17 protein-coding genes are annotated in these 16,393 nt (G+C 68.2%); 5 read left to right on the top strand and 12 right to left on the bottom strand.

All coding sequences use genetic code 11. From position 1 onward, the window contains the following. Both BST12_RS14915 and BST12_RS14910 read right to left on the bottom strand, forming a co-directional pair. Positions 1-1,023: DUF7159 family protein (locus BST12_RS14915; RefSeq protein ID WP_083113897.1), on the bottom strand; the 1,023-nt coding region annotated here is incomplete at its 3' end. Positions 1,024-1,110: 87 nt separating this feature from the next. Next, a complete protein-coding gene (locus tag BST12_RS14910; protein ID WP_083113896.1) occupies positions 1,111-3,009 on the bottom strand; it encodes an Hsp70 family protein in 1,899 nt (632 codons plus the stop codon). A 163-nt stretch (positions 3,010-3,172) separates the two neighbouring features. Here BST12_RS14910 and BST12_RS14905 point away from each other — a divergent pair, with 163 nt between their 5' ends. After that, positions 3,173-3,640 (top strand): nuclear transport factor 2 family protein, encoded by a 468-nt coding sequence (locus BST12_RS14905; RefSeq protein ID WP_211281277.1) that lies wholly within the window; start codon positions 3,173-3,175, stop codon positions 3,638-3,640. Positions 3,641-3,644: 4 nt separating this feature from the next. On the opposite strand, the gene BST12_RS14900 is transcribed toward BST12_RS14905, so the two are convergent. Continuing rightward, positions 3,645-4,301 (bottom strand): L,D-transpeptidase family protein, encoded by a 657-nt coding sequence (locus tag BST12_RS14900; protein ID WP_083113894.1) that lies wholly within the window; start codon positions 4,299-4,301, stop codon positions 3,645-3,647. Between the two features lie 19 nt (positions 4,302-4,320). Then, positions 4,321-5,016, bottom strand: a complete 696-nt coding sequence (locus BST12_RS14895) for a phosphatase PAP2 family protein (RefSeq protein ID WP_083113893.1) — start codon at positions 5,014-5,016, stop codon at positions 4,321-4,323. On the opposite strand from BST12_RS14895, the gene BST12_RS14890 reads away from it, so the two are divergent. Genes BST12_RS14890 through BST12_RS14880 form a run of 3 tightly spaced genes read left to right on the top strand, consistent with a single transcriptional unit; the run spans position 5,015 to position 7,537 of the window. Beyond that, positions 5,015-5,497: a hypothetical protein gene (locus tag BST12_RS14890; RefSeq protein ID WP_083113892.1), complete on the top strand. Its 483-nt coding sequence runs from the start codon at positions 5,015-5,017 to the stop codon at positions 5,495-5,497. The genes BST12_RS14895 and BST12_RS14890 overlap by 2 nt on opposite strands. Continuing rightward, a complete protein-coding gene (gene bluB, locus BST12_RS14885) occupies positions 5,497-6,156 on the top strand; it encodes a 5,6-dimethylbenzimidazole synthase (RefSeq protein WP_083113902.1) in 660 nt (219 codons plus the stop codon). The genes BST12_RS14890 and bluB overlap by 1 nt, the downstream gene beginning before the upstream one ends. Next, positions 6,146-7,537, top strand: coding sequence for a sulfatase family protein (locus BST12_RS14880; protein ID WP_083113891.1), 1,392 nt, complete (start codon positions 6,146-6,148; stop codon positions 7,535-7,537). The genes bluB and BST12_RS14880 overlap by 11 nt, the downstream gene beginning before the upstream one ends. On the opposite strand, the gene BST12_RS14875 is transcribed toward BST12_RS14880, so the two are convergent. After that, on the bottom strand, positions 7,526-8,311 hold the full coding sequence (locus tag BST12_RS14875) for a trans-aconitate 2-methyltransferase (RefSeq protein ID WP_083113890.1): 786 nt from the start codon (positions 8,309-8,311) through the stop codon (positions 7,526-7,528). The genes BST12_RS14880 and BST12_RS14875 overlap by 12 nt on opposite strands. Positions 8,312-8,421: 110 nt before the next feature. Between BST12_RS14875 and BST12_RS14870 the strand changes: the two genes are divergently transcribed. Next, on the top strand, positions 8,422-9,639 hold the full coding sequence (locus tag BST12_RS14870; RefSeq protein WP_083113889.1) for an alpha/beta hydrolase: 1,218 nt from the start codon (positions 8,422-8,424) through the stop codon (positions 9,637-9,639). On the opposite strand, the gene eccE is transcribed toward BST12_RS14870, so the two are convergent. The 7 genes from eccE to BST12_RS14835 all read right to left on the bottom strand — a co-directional run bounded on the left by eccE (position 9,636) and on the right by BST12_RS14835 (position 16,391). Continuing rightward, entirely contained in the window at positions 9,636-10,523 is an 888-nt protein-coding gene (gene eccE, locus BST12_RS14865; protein WP_083113888.1) for a type VII secretion protein EccE, read from the bottom strand. The two genes, BST12_RS14870 and eccE, sit on opposite strands and share 4 nt — an antisense overlap. Further along, complete coding sequence (mycP, locus tag BST12_RS14860) at positions 10,520-11,908, bottom strand: type VII secretion-associated serine protease mycosin (RefSeq protein ID WP_083113887.1); 1,389 nt, start codon at positions 11,906-11,908, stop codon at positions 10,520-10,522. The genes eccE and mycP overlap by 4 nt, the downstream gene beginning before the upstream one ends. After that, positions 11,905-13,326, bottom strand: coding sequence for a type VII secretion integral membrane protein EccD (eccD, locus tag BST12_RS14855; protein WP_083113886.1), 1,422 nt, complete (start codon positions 13,324-13,326; stop codon positions 11,905-11,907). The genes mycP and eccD overlap by 4 nt, the downstream gene beginning before the upstream one ends. A 67-nt stretch (positions 13,327-13,393) precedes the next feature. Further along, positions 13,394-14,257, bottom strand: a complete 864-nt coding sequence (locus BST12_RS14850; protein WP_083113885.1) for an ESX secretion-associated protein EspG — start codon at positions 14,255-14,257, stop codon at positions 13,394-13,396. Positions 14,258-14,265: 8 nt separating this feature from the next. After that, the gene (locus BST12_RS14845; protein ID WP_083113884.1) at positions 14,266-14,556 is read right to left on the bottom strand and encodes a WXG100 family type VII secretion target; all 291 of its coding nucleotides are present in this window, start codon (positions 14,554-14,556) and stop codon (positions 14,266-14,268) included. 29 nt (positions 14,557-14,585) lie between these two features. Further along, entirely contained in the window at positions 14,586-14,879 is a 294-nt protein-coding gene (gene esxG / locus BST12_RS14840) for a type VII secretion system protein EsxG (protein WP_083113883.1), read from the bottom strand. A gap of 48 nt (positions 14,880-14,927) precedes the next feature. Further along, a complete protein-coding gene (locus tag BST12_RS14835) occupies positions 14,928-16,391 on the bottom strand; it encodes a PPE family protein (RefSeq protein ID WP_083113882.1) in 1,464 nt (487 codons plus the stop codon). Positions 16,392-16,393 lie beyond the last annotated feature (2 nt).

Below are 16,393 nucleotides of genomic sequence, written 5' to 3'. Positions count from 1 at the left end.
GCTGGCGATGGGGAATTGCTCGTGCGGTGACGCCGCGGGGGCCTGCGTGGCGGGCGGGCTGGGCTGAGTGGCGGCCGCCGGGCGGACGTCGGAGGTCAGCGAGACCACCAGCACGCCGGCCGCAAAGGCCGCGATCCCGGCCATTGCGCCGCCGGTCAGCACCAGCGGCCGGCGCCGCCGCGGGCTGTCGTCTTCGTCGTCGTCTTCGGGCTCGTCAGCCTCGTCGTCCAGATCGTCCAGGGCGCTGTAGGCCAGCGCGCCCAGCCCGGCATTGGCACACACATCGAGGTAGCCGGGGGTCAGCGCCCGCGGGTTCACCTCGCCGGTACCAGGGTCCAGCGCATAGGCCAGCGCGGCCGTCGACGACGCGAACAGCGGCGCATTGGCCGAGGCCAGCGCCGCGCCCCGGGCCAGGGCCGTCAAAGGCTCCTCGGGACCACTCACCGCGAGCGATGTCGCCGCCTCCAGCAGTGGCTTGATGCCGACGATGTCGACCCCGCAGCCGATGACGAACACACCGTCGGATCGAGACTCCGGCGCGTCGAGGCCGGCGACGATCGTCGCCAACTCGTGGGCCGCCCCGAAGGGCTGCCGGTGCAGATCGACGATCGAGCCGTCCGCGACGTCGACGACGGCCAGCGTCGCCGTGTCAACCTCGACGAACAGCATCGCGATGTGGCTGTAGTCCAGCGCGCAGCCCACCGTCTGCGCCAGCGCGGCGGCGGCCAGCAACGGCGAAACCAGCATGACGCTGCCCACGTCACGAGCGGCGAGGGCCGCGCGCAGCGCGCCGACGTCGGCCGGGTCCGTCCACGTCACCCCGGTCGACACCAGCTGGTATCCGGCCTCGGCCGCGCCTTCCCGGGTGCCGATCAGCGCCGCGATCGCTTGATCCACCGCGGTCTCATTCGCCGCGACCTCGAAGTTGTCTTCCTCGACGGTGACGCCGTCGGCGTTCTCGCCCTCGATCAGCACCAGGCGGACCGTCGCGGGCTCCATCGATACCCCGAGCACGATGTCCATAACCCCTCCAAAGGGGTCCAGGCGGACGAGCGCACCGCGCGGTCCGCCGTCGAAGTACTACCAGATCGAACCCTACTCGCGTTCAGATCAGGGGGTACCCGGATTCCGGAACGGGTTCTGCGGGGGCTGGTCCTGCGGGGCCGGGTTCTGCGGAGCCGGCACCTGGATCGGTATCGGGACCGGTAGTAGCGGCAGGTGCAACCACTCCGTCGTCATTTTCACTGTCGACGTGGTGGTCGGGGACTGTGACTCGGTGGCCTCCGGCTCGGTGCTCGTGGGGGTCGTCGACGGCGTGGTGACGGGCGTCGTGGTCGGCGTCGTGGTCGGGGTCGTGGTCGGCGCGGTCGTGGTGGCCCGCGGCGGGACGGTCGTGGTGGTGGTGAGCGGTGGCGGGGGCGTGGTGGTCAGCACCGGCGACGGCACCACCGCCGACGGCGGCACTGGCGGCGCCACGGACGGAGGTGGTGGTAGCGGGACGCTGGTGGGGACCGGTGCGGCACTGGGCACCTCGGCGCTGACGGGCGGTGGGACCGCACTGGGCTTCGGGGGCGCGACGCTGGGCCTGACCGGGGTGTGGTGCGCCGGATGCCGTTCGAGGGCTGTCAGCGTGAACGCCACACCGCCGATCGCGGTCATGGCGACCACCGCGCTGAGCCCGATCAGCAACTGCGACACCCGGAACCGCCGCCACGGTGGTTCCTTGGGCGGCTCGATCAGGTTCAGCCGCATCGACCAGCATGGGCCCTCTTCGTTGTACGAATCGCCGGCGAAGCGCACCGGCACCTCGCCGGGGAACTCGGTCTGCGACCAGGCCAGCTCGCGGTCGGTCAAAGCGTCGTGGTCTATCACCAGCACATCGCCGGCCGGCCGATCGATCACACCGCTGCCGGCCTTGGCCGCCCCGGCGGCCGCCATTAGACCGAGCGAGGTCCGCGTCCGCAGGTCGACCGTTTGGCCGCGGGTGGCCATCAGCAACGCGCCCATGGCGGCCGCCTGAGCGGGTTGCTCTGCGGTCAGCACCGGTCTGCGAGTATGAACCTGAAGACGTTGTGCGACAAGGGGAATGCTGGCGCCGCCGCCAACCGTGACCACCGCGGCGAGGTCTGCCCAGCCAGCGTTGTTGCGCGCCAGCATGTCGTCGAACGCGTAGATGAATCCGGTCAGCCGATCCTGGATCAGGTTCTCGAAGTCGTCTCGCGTGACTCGGACGCTGGATAGGGATCCGCGCAGCTCGGCGGCCAACTCGGTGACCGCATCGGTGGACAGGCGCTCCTTGGCTTCGCGGCACTGCTCCCTGAGCTGGCCGAGTTGGACGACGGCGGTGGTGCTTTCCGGATCGATGTCGTCGTGGCCGAGTATGTCGATGACGTGCAGCAGCAGCGCCTGGTCGAGCTGGTTGCCACAGAAATCCTCGTAACGCATTGTGGCGCTGACGGGTTCGAAGTCCGCCTTGGTTTCCACCAGCGTGACATAGGTGCCCGAGCCGCCGAAGTCCAGCAGCCCCACCACACCGCCTGCGGGAATGCCCAATTCGGCGTTCACCGCCGTCAGCGCCGCAATGGAATCCGGCACCAGTCGCGGCGCCATGCCGCTGCGAACGAACCCGACATGGGTGCGCAATCCGTTGCGCAACGCCTGCACCGTCGCCGGTTTCCAGTGCGAGGGAACGGCAATCGAGATCTCCGCGGAACTCACGTCGGCGCCGGCACTGACCACCATCGCGTCCAGCGCCTCGACCATCAGCAGGTCGGGATCATGCGCGGACCCGTCCGGCGACACCAGCGCCACGGAATCGCCGATGCGCTCCACGAAGCCGCTCATCAGCGTGCCGGACTCGGTCAGGTCCGGATTCTGGCCCAGTGCACCGATTTTCGGCGCACAGTGCGGGTACAGGGTCAGGACAGCGCGACGGGTCACGGGTGAGCTTCCGTGCACCGCAGCAACCAGGTTGGTAGTCCCGATCGACAACCCCAGCGGGTCGTACATATATCGAATACTTTCGTCGATAGGGTCGTTGGCCAGCGTTAACCATAGCGGCGGCAGCGCCGTATGTCGTTGGGTCACAACGTCATTGGTATCTGGTCGATGCCGTGTCGTCATCGAAACGGTATGGTTGCCACCTTGACAGCGGGTGTGCTGCAATGACGGGATGAGCCTTGCTGATGACGTCGAAGCGATCAAACAAGTCAAGTACCGCTATCTGCGTGCGCTGGATACCAAACACTGGGACGACTTCGCCGACACGCTGGCCGAGGACGTACGCGGCGACTACGGGCCGTCGCTTGGTGAGGAGTTGCATTTCACCAACCGCACCGACCTGGTGGACTTCATGCGCAACTCACTGGGCCCGGCCATCCTCACCGAACACCGGGTGACCCACCCGGAGATCACTGTCACCGGCGATACCGCGACGGCCAACTGGTACCTGCAGGACCGGGTCATCGCCGCCGACTTCGACTTCATGCTGATCGGCGCGGCCTTCTACCGCGACGAGTACCGGCGCACCGAGGACGGCTGGAAGATCAGCGCGACCGGCTACGACCGGACCTACGACGCGACGATGTCGCTGAAGGCGCTCGACTTCAAGGTCAAGGCCGGCCGCGCGGTAGCCCTTTAACGCCCTACTTGGCGATCGCGATCACCGCGCCGGGCTTCAGCCAGCGGATGATCTGCACCAGGGTGGCGTCGTCGATCGCCACACAACCCGCGGTGGCGCCGCCGTCGGTGGTGTGGAAGAAGAACGCCGAACCGCCGCCGGGCGTCTTGTTCTTGTTCACCCCCATCACCACCGAATGCTTGTACTGCGGGATCTGCAGGTTCTCACTTTCGGCCGTGTTGAACGGGCACTGCGCCTTCTGGCATACCTGCATGCTGTTGAAGGTGGGGCTGCCGTCGTCGCCGCTCCACCAGTGATTGGGTCCGACCTGCGTGTAGGGCAGCCCGCCACCGGGATTGGGCGCGGTGCCGAACGCGGAGTCGAGGCTGTACACACCCATGGGCGTCGCGGGATAGCCGCTCTTGGCCTGGGGCGCCATTCCCGCCGAGCCGACGTGGGTGGGAATGCCGGTTTTCAGCGGCTGCCAGCCGGCCGCGGTGCGCTGATAGATATCCATCTTCGCGTTCGACCCGCCGGTTGAGACCACCGAAACGACCTGGGTGGCGTTGCCGACGGAGTTCGCGAACCACGGGTTGCCGGCAGCGAGCGTCACTGGCGCAAACATCACTGCCGCCGTCGCGACGCACACCGCAGCACACAGCAGGGCTACCAGTCGGCGCATCGCTCAATCGTCAGGGCGGCTAAACCTTAGGGTCAAGTAAAGGTTCAGCAGCGGTTGAGTCACCATGGCGTGACCAAACCAGCCGGGGCCGAAATATCCACAGCGACACCAGGAAATACACGTAGCCCAGCGCCCAGCCAGCGATCACGTCCGACGGGTGGTGCACGTTCAACGCGACCCGGGCAAGGCCGACGAGGACCACACACACCGCGGCCGCCGCGATCGCGGCGACCCGCAGAGCCTGGGTTCTGAGCAACGGCAGGAAGAAAACCAGCAGCGCCAGCAAACTTGCTATCGATTCCAGCGCGTGCCCGGACGGAAACGACGTGGAGGACGCGTAGACCAGCGCGGTCGCCGGCCGAGGGCGTCCCGCCAGATCCTTGGCCACCGTCGTGATGATTCCGTTCAGCGGCGCACACACCAGCAGCAACAGCGCCATCCGGATGTTGCGCTGCACCAGCGAGACCGCGGCCACCACGAAACCCAACGGTCGCAGCACCACGGGACCCAGCACGAAGGACACCACTTCCCAGCAGCGCACCCAGGACGAATGCTTGATTCCGATGTCGTGCGCGGGGTTCAGCAACGCCCAATCGAAAGTGTGCAGCCAGCCCCAATTGTGCAGGTGCCCAATCCAGAGCACGGCGTAGATCACGAGGGCCACCGCAGCGGCGATCAATGCACCGACCGCCAAACGGCCGCATACTGGCGTCATGGCGGTGATTGTGCGGAAGTGGTTCGGCGTGGGCAAATTGCCGGAAGATCTGCGGGCTCAGGTCGAAGCCGAAGGCCTCCTCTATTTGGCCGAGTACGTCGCGGTGACCAGGCGGTTCAGCGGCACCATCCCGGGTTTCCGCTCAGTGGGCAGCATCGCGAGCTACGTGGGATCACTGGCCCTCACCTCGCAGCGGGTGCTGGGGACGCTGTCGGTGGTGCCGAAGCTGGCCGGGCGGGCCATCGACGTGCGCTGGGACGCAGCGCAGACCGGCGCCGCGACGGCCGAGATTTCGGAGACGGGGCTGCAACTCGACCTCGATGTCGCCAAGGTGGATCCAAAATTTCACGGTGAGCTTTCGCTGCATTTCAAGGCCGACATCCCAGAAGACGTGCTCAGCCGCCTGCCCCGGCGGTCCCTCGACTTCGATGTGCCGCCCGAGTACGTCTTCCGGGCGGTGGGTGTCACCTATAGTCCGTGATCGTGGATCACGCGTTTACGGCATCGGAGCGACAGGCCGTATATCGCGTGATCTCCGAACGGCGAGACATGCGCCGCTTCCTGCCCGGCGCCACGGTGCCCGAAGAAGTACTGGCGCGGCTGCTCCAGGCCGCGCACGCGGCGCCCAGCGTCGGCCTGATGCAGCCGTGGCGCTTCATTCGCATCACCGACGATCGGCTGCGCGAGCGCATCCACGCGCTGGTGGATCAGGAGCGGGCGCTCACCGCCCGCGCCCTCGGCCCGCGGGGCGAGGAGTTTCTGGCGCTGAAGGTCGAGGGCATTCTTGAGTGCGCCGAGCTGCTGGTGGTCGCACTGGGCGAGGGCCGCGACGCCCACATCTTCGGCCGGCGCACGCTGCCGCAGATGGATCTGGCCTCGGTATCGTGCGCAATTCAGAATCTGTGGCTGGCCGCCCGCTCCGAAGGCCTTGGCATGGGCTGGGTGTCCCTGTTCGATCCGGGTGCGCTGGCGGCCCTGCTGAACCTGCCCGACGACGCCGAACCGGTGGCCATCCTGTGTCTTGGCCCGGTGCCCGAGTTCCCGGATCGGCCCGCGCTGGAATTGGACGGCTGGGCGTTCGCGCGACCCCTGTCGGAGTTCGTGTCGGAGAACGGATGGGCGGTAGCGAATGACCGATGACGTGCCGAACGACGCACCGGACAACGTGCTCATCGTGCATTGGCACGACCTGGGGCGCTATCTGGGCGCCTACGGTCACTCGGATGTCTACAGCCCGCGACTGGATCAGCTTGCCGCCCAAGGCATTCTGTTCACCAGGGCGCACGCCACCGCGCCGTTATGCACGCCGTCGCGGGGATCGCTGTTCACCGGCCGCTACCCGCAGAGCAATGGGCTGGTGGGCCTGGCCCACCACGGCTGGGAGTACCGCAACGACGTCCGGACCCTGCCGCAGCTGCTCGCTGAATCCGGTTGGTACTCGGCACTTTTCGGGATGCAGCACGAGACGTCCTACCCGGCGCGGCTGGGATTCGACGAATTCGACGTGTCGAATTCCTACTGCGAATACGTCGTCGAGAAGGCCCAAGAGTGGCTGCGCGACAGCGCCCCGACCCTGACTGGGCAACCGTTCCTGTTGACGGCCGGGTTCTTCGAAACCCACCGCCCCTATCCGCACGACCGGTACGAACCGGCCGACAGCGCCGAAGTGGAAGTGCCGGAATCCCTTCCCGACACCCCAGACGTGCGCCAGGATCTCGCGGATTTTTACGGGTCCATCGTTACCGCCGACACCGCGGTCGGCAGGTTACTGGACACGCTGGCCGAAACCGGGCTGGACGCCAACACCTGGGTGGTGTTCTTCACCGATCACGGGGCGGCGTTCCCGCGGGCGAAATCCACGTTGTACGAAGCCGGAACGGGCATCGCGATGATGATCCGCCCGCCAACCCGCCGAATGGCGCCGCCCCGCGTCTATGACGAGCTGTTCAGCGGGGTGGATCTGGTTCCCACGCTGCTGACCCTGCTGGGTCTGGAGGTACCGGCCGAAGTCGAGGGTGTCTCACACGCCCACGCCATCCTGGCACCGAACGTGCATGCCGACCCGGCGCGTGACCAGGTGTTCACCACGAAGACCTATCACGACTCGTTCGATCCGATCCGGGCGATCCGCACCAAGGAATACAGCTACATAGAGAACTATGTGCCGCGGCCGCTGCTGGATCTGCCGTGGGATATCGAGGCGAGTCCGTCCGGGCAGGCGGTCGCGCCGTTCGTCACCGCGCCCCGTCCCGAACGTGAACTCTACGATCTGCGCAACGACCCCACCGAGACGAACAATCTGCTAAACGGTGCACACGGCGAGGACATGCACGCGATCGCCGCCGATCTCGCTGTCCGGCTCAACGCTTGGCGGCAACGGACCAACGACGTCATACCTTCGGATTTCGCCGGCACCCGCATCGCCGAGCGCTATACCGAAACGTATCTGCAGATCCACCACAGGACGCCGACCAGCCGCTCGGCGATCGCCGTCGACCGCGGCATCGAGCTACCCGGCTGAGCGGCGCGCGCCACCCACTTCGGCCACGATGAACACCCGCCGGAACGGGAAGATGGTGGTGCCGTCGGCGCGGCGCGGGTAAGCGTCGTCGAGCAGCGGGATGAGTTCCTGGCGGAACTGTTCCCAGCCCTGTTCGTCGAGCCGTTCGCGCACCGGCACCAGCGCGGTGCCGGTGATCCATTCCAGCACCGGATGCTCGCCGGCGAGTTGGTGCAGGTATGTCGTCTCCCAGACGTCGACCTTGCAACCGGCGTCCATCAACAGGTCGGCATACTGGGTCGGCGGGTGCACCACCGCGCCCACCCGAAAAGGTATGTCGCGCATGACCGTTGCGAAGGGTTCGCGGCGGGCCAGCGCCCGCACGGCCGCATGTGACGCCGTTTCGAAGTTGCCCGGGATCTGCACACCGATCCACGATCCCGGGGCGAGTTCGCCGGCCCACCGGACCAGCAGGTCGGAGTGCTCGGGCACCCAGTGCAGGGCCGCGTTGCTGACCACTACATCGGTGTCGGGCTGCGGCTTCCAGGTGCGCAAGTCGCCGATGCTGGCGTCGACGCCGCGTTCCCGGGCGGCGCCCACCATCTCCGGCGAACTGTCCATGGCCTCGATCACCGCCTCGGGCCAGCGTCGCGCCAGGTACTTCGTCAGGTGTCCGGGGCCGCAGCCCAGGTCGACAACCCGCCGGGCCCGTTCGGCGCCCACCCGGGACAGCAAGTCGTAGAAGGGACGGCTCCGATGATCGGCAAAGGCCAGGTAGACGTCGGGATCCCACATTGCGGTCCTCCTGATCAGCACCGTCGCTCGCCGGGCGTATAGACAAACCGTACCGGGGAGGCCGGGTTACCATCGAGGAGATGTCTGAGACCTCGGAGGCGTCGGGGGCCATGCATAACGGTGAAATCGGGGCTGAAAGTCCAGCCGACCCGATCGATCCGCCGGTCCCCCTTCCCAACGTTCCCGGTGCCGACGCCGGCGCCGAGGGTCTGCCGCCACTTTCGGCGCTGTCGCCACGCCAGCGCCTGGTCGTCGAGTCCTCGGCGATCGGGGACATCGCGCTGCGCACCGCGGTTTCCTCGGTGCTCTGCACCACCGTGGCGCCGGCCGTCGTCGCCACCGCCATGCACCGTGCCGATTCCGGCAGTGAGCGCAGCAACCTGAACTTCTATGCAGAGCTTGCGGCCGAACACGACCCAGCGAAGTCGTTTCCGGCGCCGACGGAGCCGCCCCGGGTCGCGTCCCGGCGGGCCAGCCCACTGGCGGAGTGGATCGCCCACGGCACCGTCGACAACATCTCCTTCCCCAGCAGCTTCCGGGCGATCAACCCCAACCTGCGCAAGCAGTGGGGTGCGTTGACCGCCAACAACATCGTGCGCGCCCAGCATTGGCGCCATGACGACGGTCCACGCCCCACGCTGTGCGTCATTCACGGCTTCATGGGGTCGTCCTACCTGCTGAACGGGCTGTTCTTCTCGCTGCCCTGGTATTACCGGTCCGGGTACGACGTGCTGTTGTACACGTTGCCTTTTCACAGCAAGCGGGCCGAAAAGCATTCACCGTTCAGTGGTTACGGCTTTTTCTCCAGCGGCCTGTCCGGCTTCGCCGAGTCGATGGCCCAGGCGGTGCACGACTTTCGTTCCGTCGTGGACTACCTGCGCCGCATCGGGGTCGAACGCATCGCACTCACCGGAATATCGTTGGGCGGCTACACATCGGCGCTGGTGGCCTCGGTCGAAGACCGGCTCGAGGCGGTCATCCCCAACTGCCCGGTCGTCATGCCCGGAAGGTTGTTCGATCAGTGGTTCCCGGCCAGCAAGCTGGTCGGGCTGGGCTTGCGGCTGTCCGGCATCAGCCGTGCCGAGCTGGCGGCGGGGCTGTCCTACCACGGCCCGATGAATTACCCGCCGCTGCTGCCCAAAGAGCGCCGGATGATCATCACCGGCCTGGGTGATCGGATGGCTCCACCGGACCACGCCGTAATGCTCTGGGAGCATTGGGATAAGTGCGCGTTGCACTGGTTCCCCGGCAACCACGTGCTGCACGTGAGCCAGCTGGACTACCTGCGGCGGATGACACCGTTCCTGCACGGCTTCATGTTCGACTAGCGGGCTGCGGCCAGTCGCCGGGTCGCCGGCGGATCCATCGCCAGCAGCGCCGGAAGTTGTTGTCCGCGTTGGGCGGTAAGGCCGGCGACCGGCGGGGCACCCGCCGGTGGCTCATCGGTCCGGAAGGCGCAGGCCGCGGCAATCGTGTAATTGCTTCGGTCACCGGCGATTTGCAGCGCCGTCCACGTCTCGCGGGCGGGGTGCGCCCGGATCGCGGCCAACGTTTCCGGCAACTCCGCGGTGTCCGAAATCCCGTACGCCGTAAGGTAGTCCGAGTCGCCCTGGCGCAGCGCGGTCCAGGTTTCGCGGGCATCCGCAGCCACCAGCACCGGGACGTCTTCGGGCACAACCGTGCCGGCGTCCCAGCCGATCTCACGCAGGTGATCGGCGAGCCGTCGCGCGGCGACCTCAGCGGTCTCGTGCAGCGGGATGCGCGCCGAGCGTGCCTGCAGCGCCGCCAGGTTATCGGCAGCCGAGATGGTCAGCCCGATCCAGGTCTGACGTTCGCCGGCCGAGGTGTCGCGGCTGGTGATCCGGATGGTGTCCGCGCGGATCCCGTAGGCGTCCAGGTAGCTGGCGATCAACGGCAACGGCAGCAGGTCGGTGTCGGCGGCCGGGGGCTTTACCCACAGCAGCGCCGTGCTGCGCGTGTCGCTTCCGGAGTCGGTGACCCCGCGCCGCCTGCCGATGATGGCGAACCGGCGGCGCAGCATGGTGGTGAAGTACAGTTCGCGCCACCAGCCGAACAGCACGATCAGCACGCCGGCGGCGATGCCGAGCAGCCAGTAATCACGCGTCGTCTGCCACGGGTAGGCCAGCGCGGCGGGAACCACGGCCAGCAGGGCCAGGCTGATCCGGCCGCTTCCGGGACGCGGGATGCTCACGACGCGGGCTCCTTTCGTCGGCGCGATATCGCCACCGTCACTGCGGTGAGCGCGACCAGCAACGCCAGCGCGCCGGCTCCGGCGAATGCGACGTTGCGCGGGGTGTTGTCCTTGGGCGCCGGTGCCGGCGGCAGGGCTACCGGTTTTGCCGGCGCCGCGGGCTGGTTACCGGCCGGCAGTTGCCAGGTCAGCGCGGCCACCGCGTCCACGCTGCCGGCGCCGACGATGTTGGAGGGGTCGCGGCCGCCGTTGTGCGCGGTCGCGGTGAGGCGGCGCACCACCTCCGTGGCCGGCAGCCCGGGGTACTTGCTGCGGACCAGCGCCGCCACGCCCGAGACGTAACCCGCCGCGTAGCTGGTGCCGCTGAGCGCGACCAGTTGCCGGTGCTCGTCGGGCAGCCCATTGGCCAATCCCCCGGAGTCCCCGTTGCTCACCGACGCGATGTTCTCGCCGGGCGCCGCGATACCCACCCACGGCCCGGCCATGGTGAACTTCGACGGGCGCCCCTCCGGGGTCAGCGAGCCCACCGACAACACGTAGGGCTGCCACCACGACGGGATGGAGACCGACGTGACGCCGGCCCAGTTGCGGGGATCTTCCGGACGGCTCAGATCGGTCAGCGGATTGGAGTCACACGACGCGCCGCCCGCGGCCGAACCGTTCGAGCCACTGTTGCCCGCGGCGGCCACGATGACGGCGTCCTTGTCCACCGCCGCATACCGGATCGCCGCCCCGAGCGCGGCCTGGTCGACGGGCCGATCGGCGGGCAGGCAGGTGATCGCCGAGATGTTGATCACCCGCGCGCCGCGGTCGGCGGCGTGCACGATGGCCCGGCCCAGCGCGGCGATGTCCAGCGAGGCGCGCGCCAGCAGCGGATCCCCGCCGGGTGTCTGCGGTGAGAACTTGGCCGACGTCGCCCGGATGGCCAGCACCCGCGCGGCCGGCGCGACTCCGGAGAATCCGTCGTCACCCGGTTGTCCCGCGACGATGCCGGCGACCAGCGTGCCATGCCCGTCGCAATCGGTGAGCCCGTCGGTCGTGTCCACGAAGTCACCACCGGCATCGACGTTGGGCAACCGCGGACCCGGCTGAACACCGGTGTCGATGACCGCCACCAGCTGACCCTCGCCGCGGGAAAACTGCCATGCCGCAGGCAGATTCAGCATGGCCTGGCTCGGTGTCGGAAGGCCCGGGTCGGTGCCCGGGATAATGCCGGTAACACTGCACGGGCCGCGCTGCTCCATCGACTGCACCGGCCCGGGCGTTCCGCTCGGCGGCGCCGTCGCGGTGTCGACCACCGGCGGAGTGATCGCCAGCGCCGGCGGAGCAGCCCACACCGCGACGGTCAAAGCCGCAGTGCAGCAAGCCGATCCGGCCCGCATCATCGATTGAGCACCCAGGTGAACAGACCGACCAGGTAGGCCATCACGGGGATCAGCGACGCGTCCAGGCCGGCGGCGACGAACCCCAGCAGCCGGCGCAGCGGCAGTGAGTAGCTGTCCGGCGACGCGATGCCCGGGTTGAGCGCGACGACGACCCAGGCCAGCACCAGCACGGCAAGCACCAGCGCCGCACCCAAGGCGGCGGCGTAGTGCCCGGTTGCGGTGTAGATCACCAGCAGTGTTCCGGCCACCAGATGGGGCTGAGCCAACAGCCACGCCTTGCACGCCGCCGAATCCCATACCCGTGCCCGCAGCGCGGCGGTGGCCCCCGTGGCGGCCACCACGTACCAGCCCACCACGCTCAAGGTGTCCGGACGCAGCGCGATCGCCACCGATCCCAGCGCGCTAAGGAGTACGGCGGCGGCGATGAAACCGCTTTGGTGGGCGTCGCTGACACGAACCCGCCGCGGCAGATCCTCGAGCACCCGCAGCGATGGCGCCGACGGGGTGGGGTCCCCCGGCGCCGGGATGACCGGCAACGGGAAACGCGCCCACAGGGCCGACAGCTGAGCTGCCTGGATGGTGACCAACAGCGCGGCGACGATCAGCCCGCAACCGATGCTGCGCAGCGGCAGCTGCCAGAGCAGTAACGCTCCGGCGGCCAGCAGTATCCCGGCGCCGAAAACCGCGACCGCGGTGAAGAAGGCGACCTCCCGCTCGCGTTCGGCGCTGGGGACCATCAGCGCGATCAGCGACCACGCCGTCACCCCGGCCGCGGCCAGCAATATCTGGGCCGGGCCGAACCTGCCCGGCACCGCCAGCGCCAGGGCGGCGCCGATGGGCACCAGCGCCGCGACCGACAGTGCGACCCCGGTGCGTGGGCTGCGAGCCGAGATCAGCAACCCGACTATCGCGATCACCGCCGCGATGGCGCTGACCGCGACCAGGCCGGCCAGCGCACCGGTGGCCACCCGGTAGGTGACCGATAGGCCGGTGGCCAGCAGCGTCACCGCGATCACGGCGGCCAGCGCGCCGCGCTGGATATGTGTTGTGCCCCACGCCTTTAGCCGCGACGCCGAGAAGATCATGGCCGCATCGGCGATGTCCTCGACGATGCCCGGTGCGGCCGGGCCGGCGGGCACCGGCTGCAGCGCAAGCAGATCGCCGTCGACGACGCCGACCGTGTCCAGGCTGGCGTCCAGGCTGAACGGCGCGCCGCCGATGGGAGCCAGGCTCAGGTGTACGGCCGCACCGGATTCGGGCTCGCCGCCGTCGGCGTCGCCGGTAGCGGGAACCACCAGCCGCTGCACCGCGGGCAGGATTTCGCGCAGCGGCAACTCCGCGGGCAGGGCCATCTCCGTCAGCCGGCTCTCCGCCAGGATGGCGACGCGGACGATCGGCATGACGGTTCCGGACGTCATCGAACCCTCCAGATACGTTGGGGCCGTTGCTGAGACATCGTGCTCTCTTTCTGGTGTCAGGAGGATTTCAGGACGTTTGACCGGAGAAGTCTCGGGACAACCGCTGGCCGGCGAACCATGGCCCGTCCGGCAGGCAGGCGGTCAGCTGTTCGACCGCTACGGCGATCGCGAAGGGAGTTCCGGGGGCGAACGTCGAAACCCATTCGCCGTCGAAGGCCCGGGACGGACTGACCAGCACGCGTCCCGCCGTCGTGTCGACGATGCTCAGCCCGACCTCGGTGGTGGTGTGCCGGCCGTCGCGGTTACAGCCGGCGACGATCTCGACGTAGCTGCGCGGGCCGGAGAACACCGATTCCACCACCGGCCGCGCCGATGCCGGAATACCCAGGTACTCAACGACTTCGGCGAGCGGCGTACCCGACCGCAATCGCTCGTCGGCCCGGGCGCCCACCCGCGTCGGCATGCTGAACTCCTCGAAGGCGGCCGGTGGCCGCTGCGCCAGCCCGACACCGAGAACCGGCACCAGCGCCCGCGCGTCGTCGATTTCCATTGCGGTGAAGGTGATCAACTGCGCGCTACGCAATGCCACCACCGCCTTGCCGCCGCTGCGTAGCGCGACGACACCGCGCAGCAACTCATCCGAGCCGGTGGCCGAACCGGGCCCCAGGAAGCGCAGATCGAGCCACCGGTCGGGGAAACAGACCACTTTGATCCAGTCGGCGACCGCCTGGTTGATGACACCGGATTCCGACATCAGACCCAGCTGGGTCAGTTCATCGCGCTGACGGTCGAAGAACGTATTGCGCTGCGCGGCATCGCAATACGGCGTGGTGATCGCCAGCACCCAGGGGAAGCTGCCCGCCCCGATGGTTTCCGCGATGAACCAGGCGTGATCGACCGTCAGCTCGACGGCGTTGGGCTCAGACTGCATCTAAACGGTTAACCGCCCCACTTGGCGGCTTCGGCGCCGTCGCGCGCCATCATGGCCGTGGTGTTGGCCTCGTGCGTGCTGGCCATCGACTGGTAGGCGCGTACCAGGTCTTCCATGGCCTGGTTCCACTGCACCTGCCACGCCTGGTACGTCATTCCGGTGTCACCCTGCCAGGCATTCGACAACGCGGCCTGCTCGGCCGAGATGTCGGCGCCCAGCCCCTGCATGGTGCCGGCGTAACCCGCCATATCCCCCGCGTGCGCCAGCATCGCCGGGTAGTTGTACATGATCTGTGACATCACAAGTCCTTTCGCTGTGAACGGCGGATTTAGAAGCCCGTATAGGTCGACGCGGCGGCGGCGTCGGTGGCCACATAGGTGCCCGCCGCGTCACCCAGGTTCGCCTGTGCGATGTCGAGCAGGGTGTTGACCTTGGCCGCCACCTCGACGAAACGCGCGTGCGCGGCCTGGAACGCCGCCGCCGACTCGCCCTGGTGGAACGCCTGCGCGGACATCGCCGCCTGCTCGGCCTGACCGATGGTGTGCCGCATCAGCCCCGCCTTGGCGGCGAACGCCGACTGCGAGGCCACCAATTGGGGAATGTGTGCATCCAAAAGACTCATAGCGTCTCTCCTTTCGACTTTTTCAGGTCCACTCGATTCGGCATGCGTTTAACTTTGCGGCCCCCTTCCGTCTGCAGCCTGATCCCAGGTGCCGGGCATCATCGGCATGGTCGGACCGCCGCCGAACTCGTCGCCGTCCAGTGCCGCCAATCCGGCGGCCTGCAGCACCGGTTCCTGGATGGCCGTCCCGGCGAATCCCAGCATCGAGGCGCCCGAATTCGACTCCTGCACACCGTAATCGGGCGAGACACCGATGTCGGCGCCCAGGTCCAGGTATTCGTCGCCGTAGTCGCGCAGTTCGGTTTTCCGGCGCCGGCGCGCCCGGGACTGCGCCCGGCTTGCCGCCGCCGCAGCGGCCGCCGGAACCGTCGCCGCGGGCGCCTTGGCGCCACTGCGGGGACCCAACGTCGGCCCGAACCCGGTCCCCCAATCGGCGCCGCCGCCCACCGCGTAGGCAAACGTCGCGCTGGCCGGAGCGGTCGAAACGGGCGCGGTGCCCGCCGAGGCACCCGTACCTGTTGACGCCGGCGTCCCGCCCGTGCCGGTCACCGTTGGCGCCACTGTCGCCACCGGCCACGCCGACCCGGCCGCGGTGACCAGCGGCGCCACCCCGGCTACCGGAACCAGAACCGGTGCAACCTCGGTGGGCAGCAACGCTATTGCGCTCAGCCCCAGGCTGAGTCCGATCGGCAACAGGAACGGAGAGCTCAAGATCAGTGCCCAGGTGGGCCAGCCGACCAGGTTGAAGAAGATCTGGTAGCCCAGTGCGAACAGCAGCGGGCCGTAGGTGATGATCGCCGCCCACGGATTGGTCAGGAAGGCGACGATGATCTTGATCGTGTTCTGAATGGGATGCTGCAGGAACTCGAAGATGAGTTGGTACATCCAGGCGAACGAGTCGATATAAGCCTTTAACAGCTGCTCGAGCACCTGCAGGAGCCATTGCCAGGGGTCCGCCGCCTGAGCCGCACCGGGGCGGACCACAACGGGTGCCGGGGCGGTGCGTGGCGCCGAGGCGAGTGCCGCACCCGAGGCCGCCTGATACAGGCCCATGGTCGCCGCGGCCTGCAGCCACATCCGCAGATAGTCGGCTTCGTTGAGGGCGATCGGAATCGTGTTGATGCCAAAGAAATTCGTTGCCACCAAGACGCCGTGGATGACGTGGTTGGCGGTCAGCTCGGCCAGCGTGGGCATCGCGGCCAGGGCGGTGGTGTAGGCCGCCGCGGCCGTCTCGTGCTGGGCCGCCACACCGGCCGCATCGGCGCTGGCCTGAATCAGCCAAGCCAGGTATGGCAGATGCGCGGCCACATACTGTTCGGCGCTCGGGCCCGCCCAGGCGCCCGCTTGAACCGCGCCCAGCAGTCCGCTGAGTTCGGCTGCCGCCGAAGCGTATTCGGCGCTGAGCGAGTTCCAGGATCCGGCGGCCGCCAACAGCGGCCCCGGCCCCGGACCACTGCTCAGCAACGCCGAATGCACCTCCGGCGGCGAAGCGATCCAGATGGGCCCAAACATGC

The sequence above is a fragment of the Mycobacterium angelicum genome, assembly GCF_002086155.1.
Lineage (GTDB): Bacteria > Actinomycetota > Actinomycetes > Mycobacteriales > Mycobacteriaceae > Mycobacterium > Mycobacterium angelicum.
The sequence above is the reverse complement of the archived record's forward strand: the minus strand, read 5'-3'. Positions and strand labels throughout refer to the sequence as shown.

Excerpts from the sequence above, each read along its gene's own strand:
- BST12_RS14880 (WP_083113891.1), top strand. The coding sequence starts at position 6,146 with ATGACCGATGACGTGCCGAACGACGCACCGGACAACGTGCTCATCGTG.
- BST12_RS14905 (WP_211281277.1), top strand. The coding sequence starts at position 3,173 with ATGAGCCTTGCTGATGACGTCGAAGCGATCAAACAAGTCAAGTACCGC.
- BST12_RS14870 (WP_083113889.1), top strand. The coding sequence starts at position 8,422 with ATGCATAACGGTGAAATCGGGGCTGAAAGTCCAGCCGACCCGATCGAT.
- eccD (WP_083113886.1), bottom strand. The coding sequence starts at position 13,326 with ATGACGTCCGGAACCGTCATGCCGATCGTCCGCGTCGCCATCCTGGCG.
- BST12_RS14845 (WP_083113884.1), bottom strand. The coding sequence starts at position 14,556 with ATGTCACAGATCATGTACAACTACCCGGCGATGCTGGCGCACGCGGGG.
- BST12_RS14895 (WP_083113893.1), bottom strand. The coding sequence starts at position 5,016 with ATGACGCCAGTATGCGGCCGTTTGGCGGTCGGTGCATTGATCGCCGCT.
- BST12_RS14900 (WP_083113894.1), bottom strand. The coding sequence starts at position 4,301 with ATGCGCCGACTGGTAGCCCTGCTGTGTGCTGCGGTGTGCGTCGCGACG.
- esxG (WP_083113883.1), bottom strand. The coding sequence starts at position 14,879 with ATGAGTCTTTTGGATGCACACATTCCCCAATTGGTGGCCTCGCAGTCG.
- BST12_RS14850 (WP_083113885.1), bottom strand. The coding sequence starts at position 14,257 with ATGCAGTCTGAGCCCAACGCCGTCGAGCTGACGGTCGATCACGCCTGG.
- BST12_RS14875 (WP_083113890.1), bottom strand. The coding sequence starts at position 8,311 with ATGTGGGATCCCGACGTCTACCTGGCCTTTGCCGATCATCGGAGCCGT.
- BST12_RS14910 (WP_083113896.1), bottom strand. The coding sequence starts at position 3,009 with ATGTACGACCCGCTGGGGTTGTCGATCGGGACTACCAACCTGGTTGCT.
- BST12_RS14835 (WP_083113882.1), bottom strand. The coding sequence starts at position 16,391 with ATGTTTGGGCCCATCTGGATCGCTTCGCCGCCGGAGGTGCATTCGGCG.
- BST12_RS14890 (WP_083113892.1), top strand. The coding sequence starts at position 5,015 with ATGGCGGTGATTGTGCGGAAGTGGTTCGGCGTGGGCAAATTGCCGGAA.
- mycP (WP_083113887.1), bottom strand. The coding sequence starts at position 11,908 with ATGATGCGGGCCGGATCGGCTTGCTGCACTGCGGCTTTGACCGTCGCG.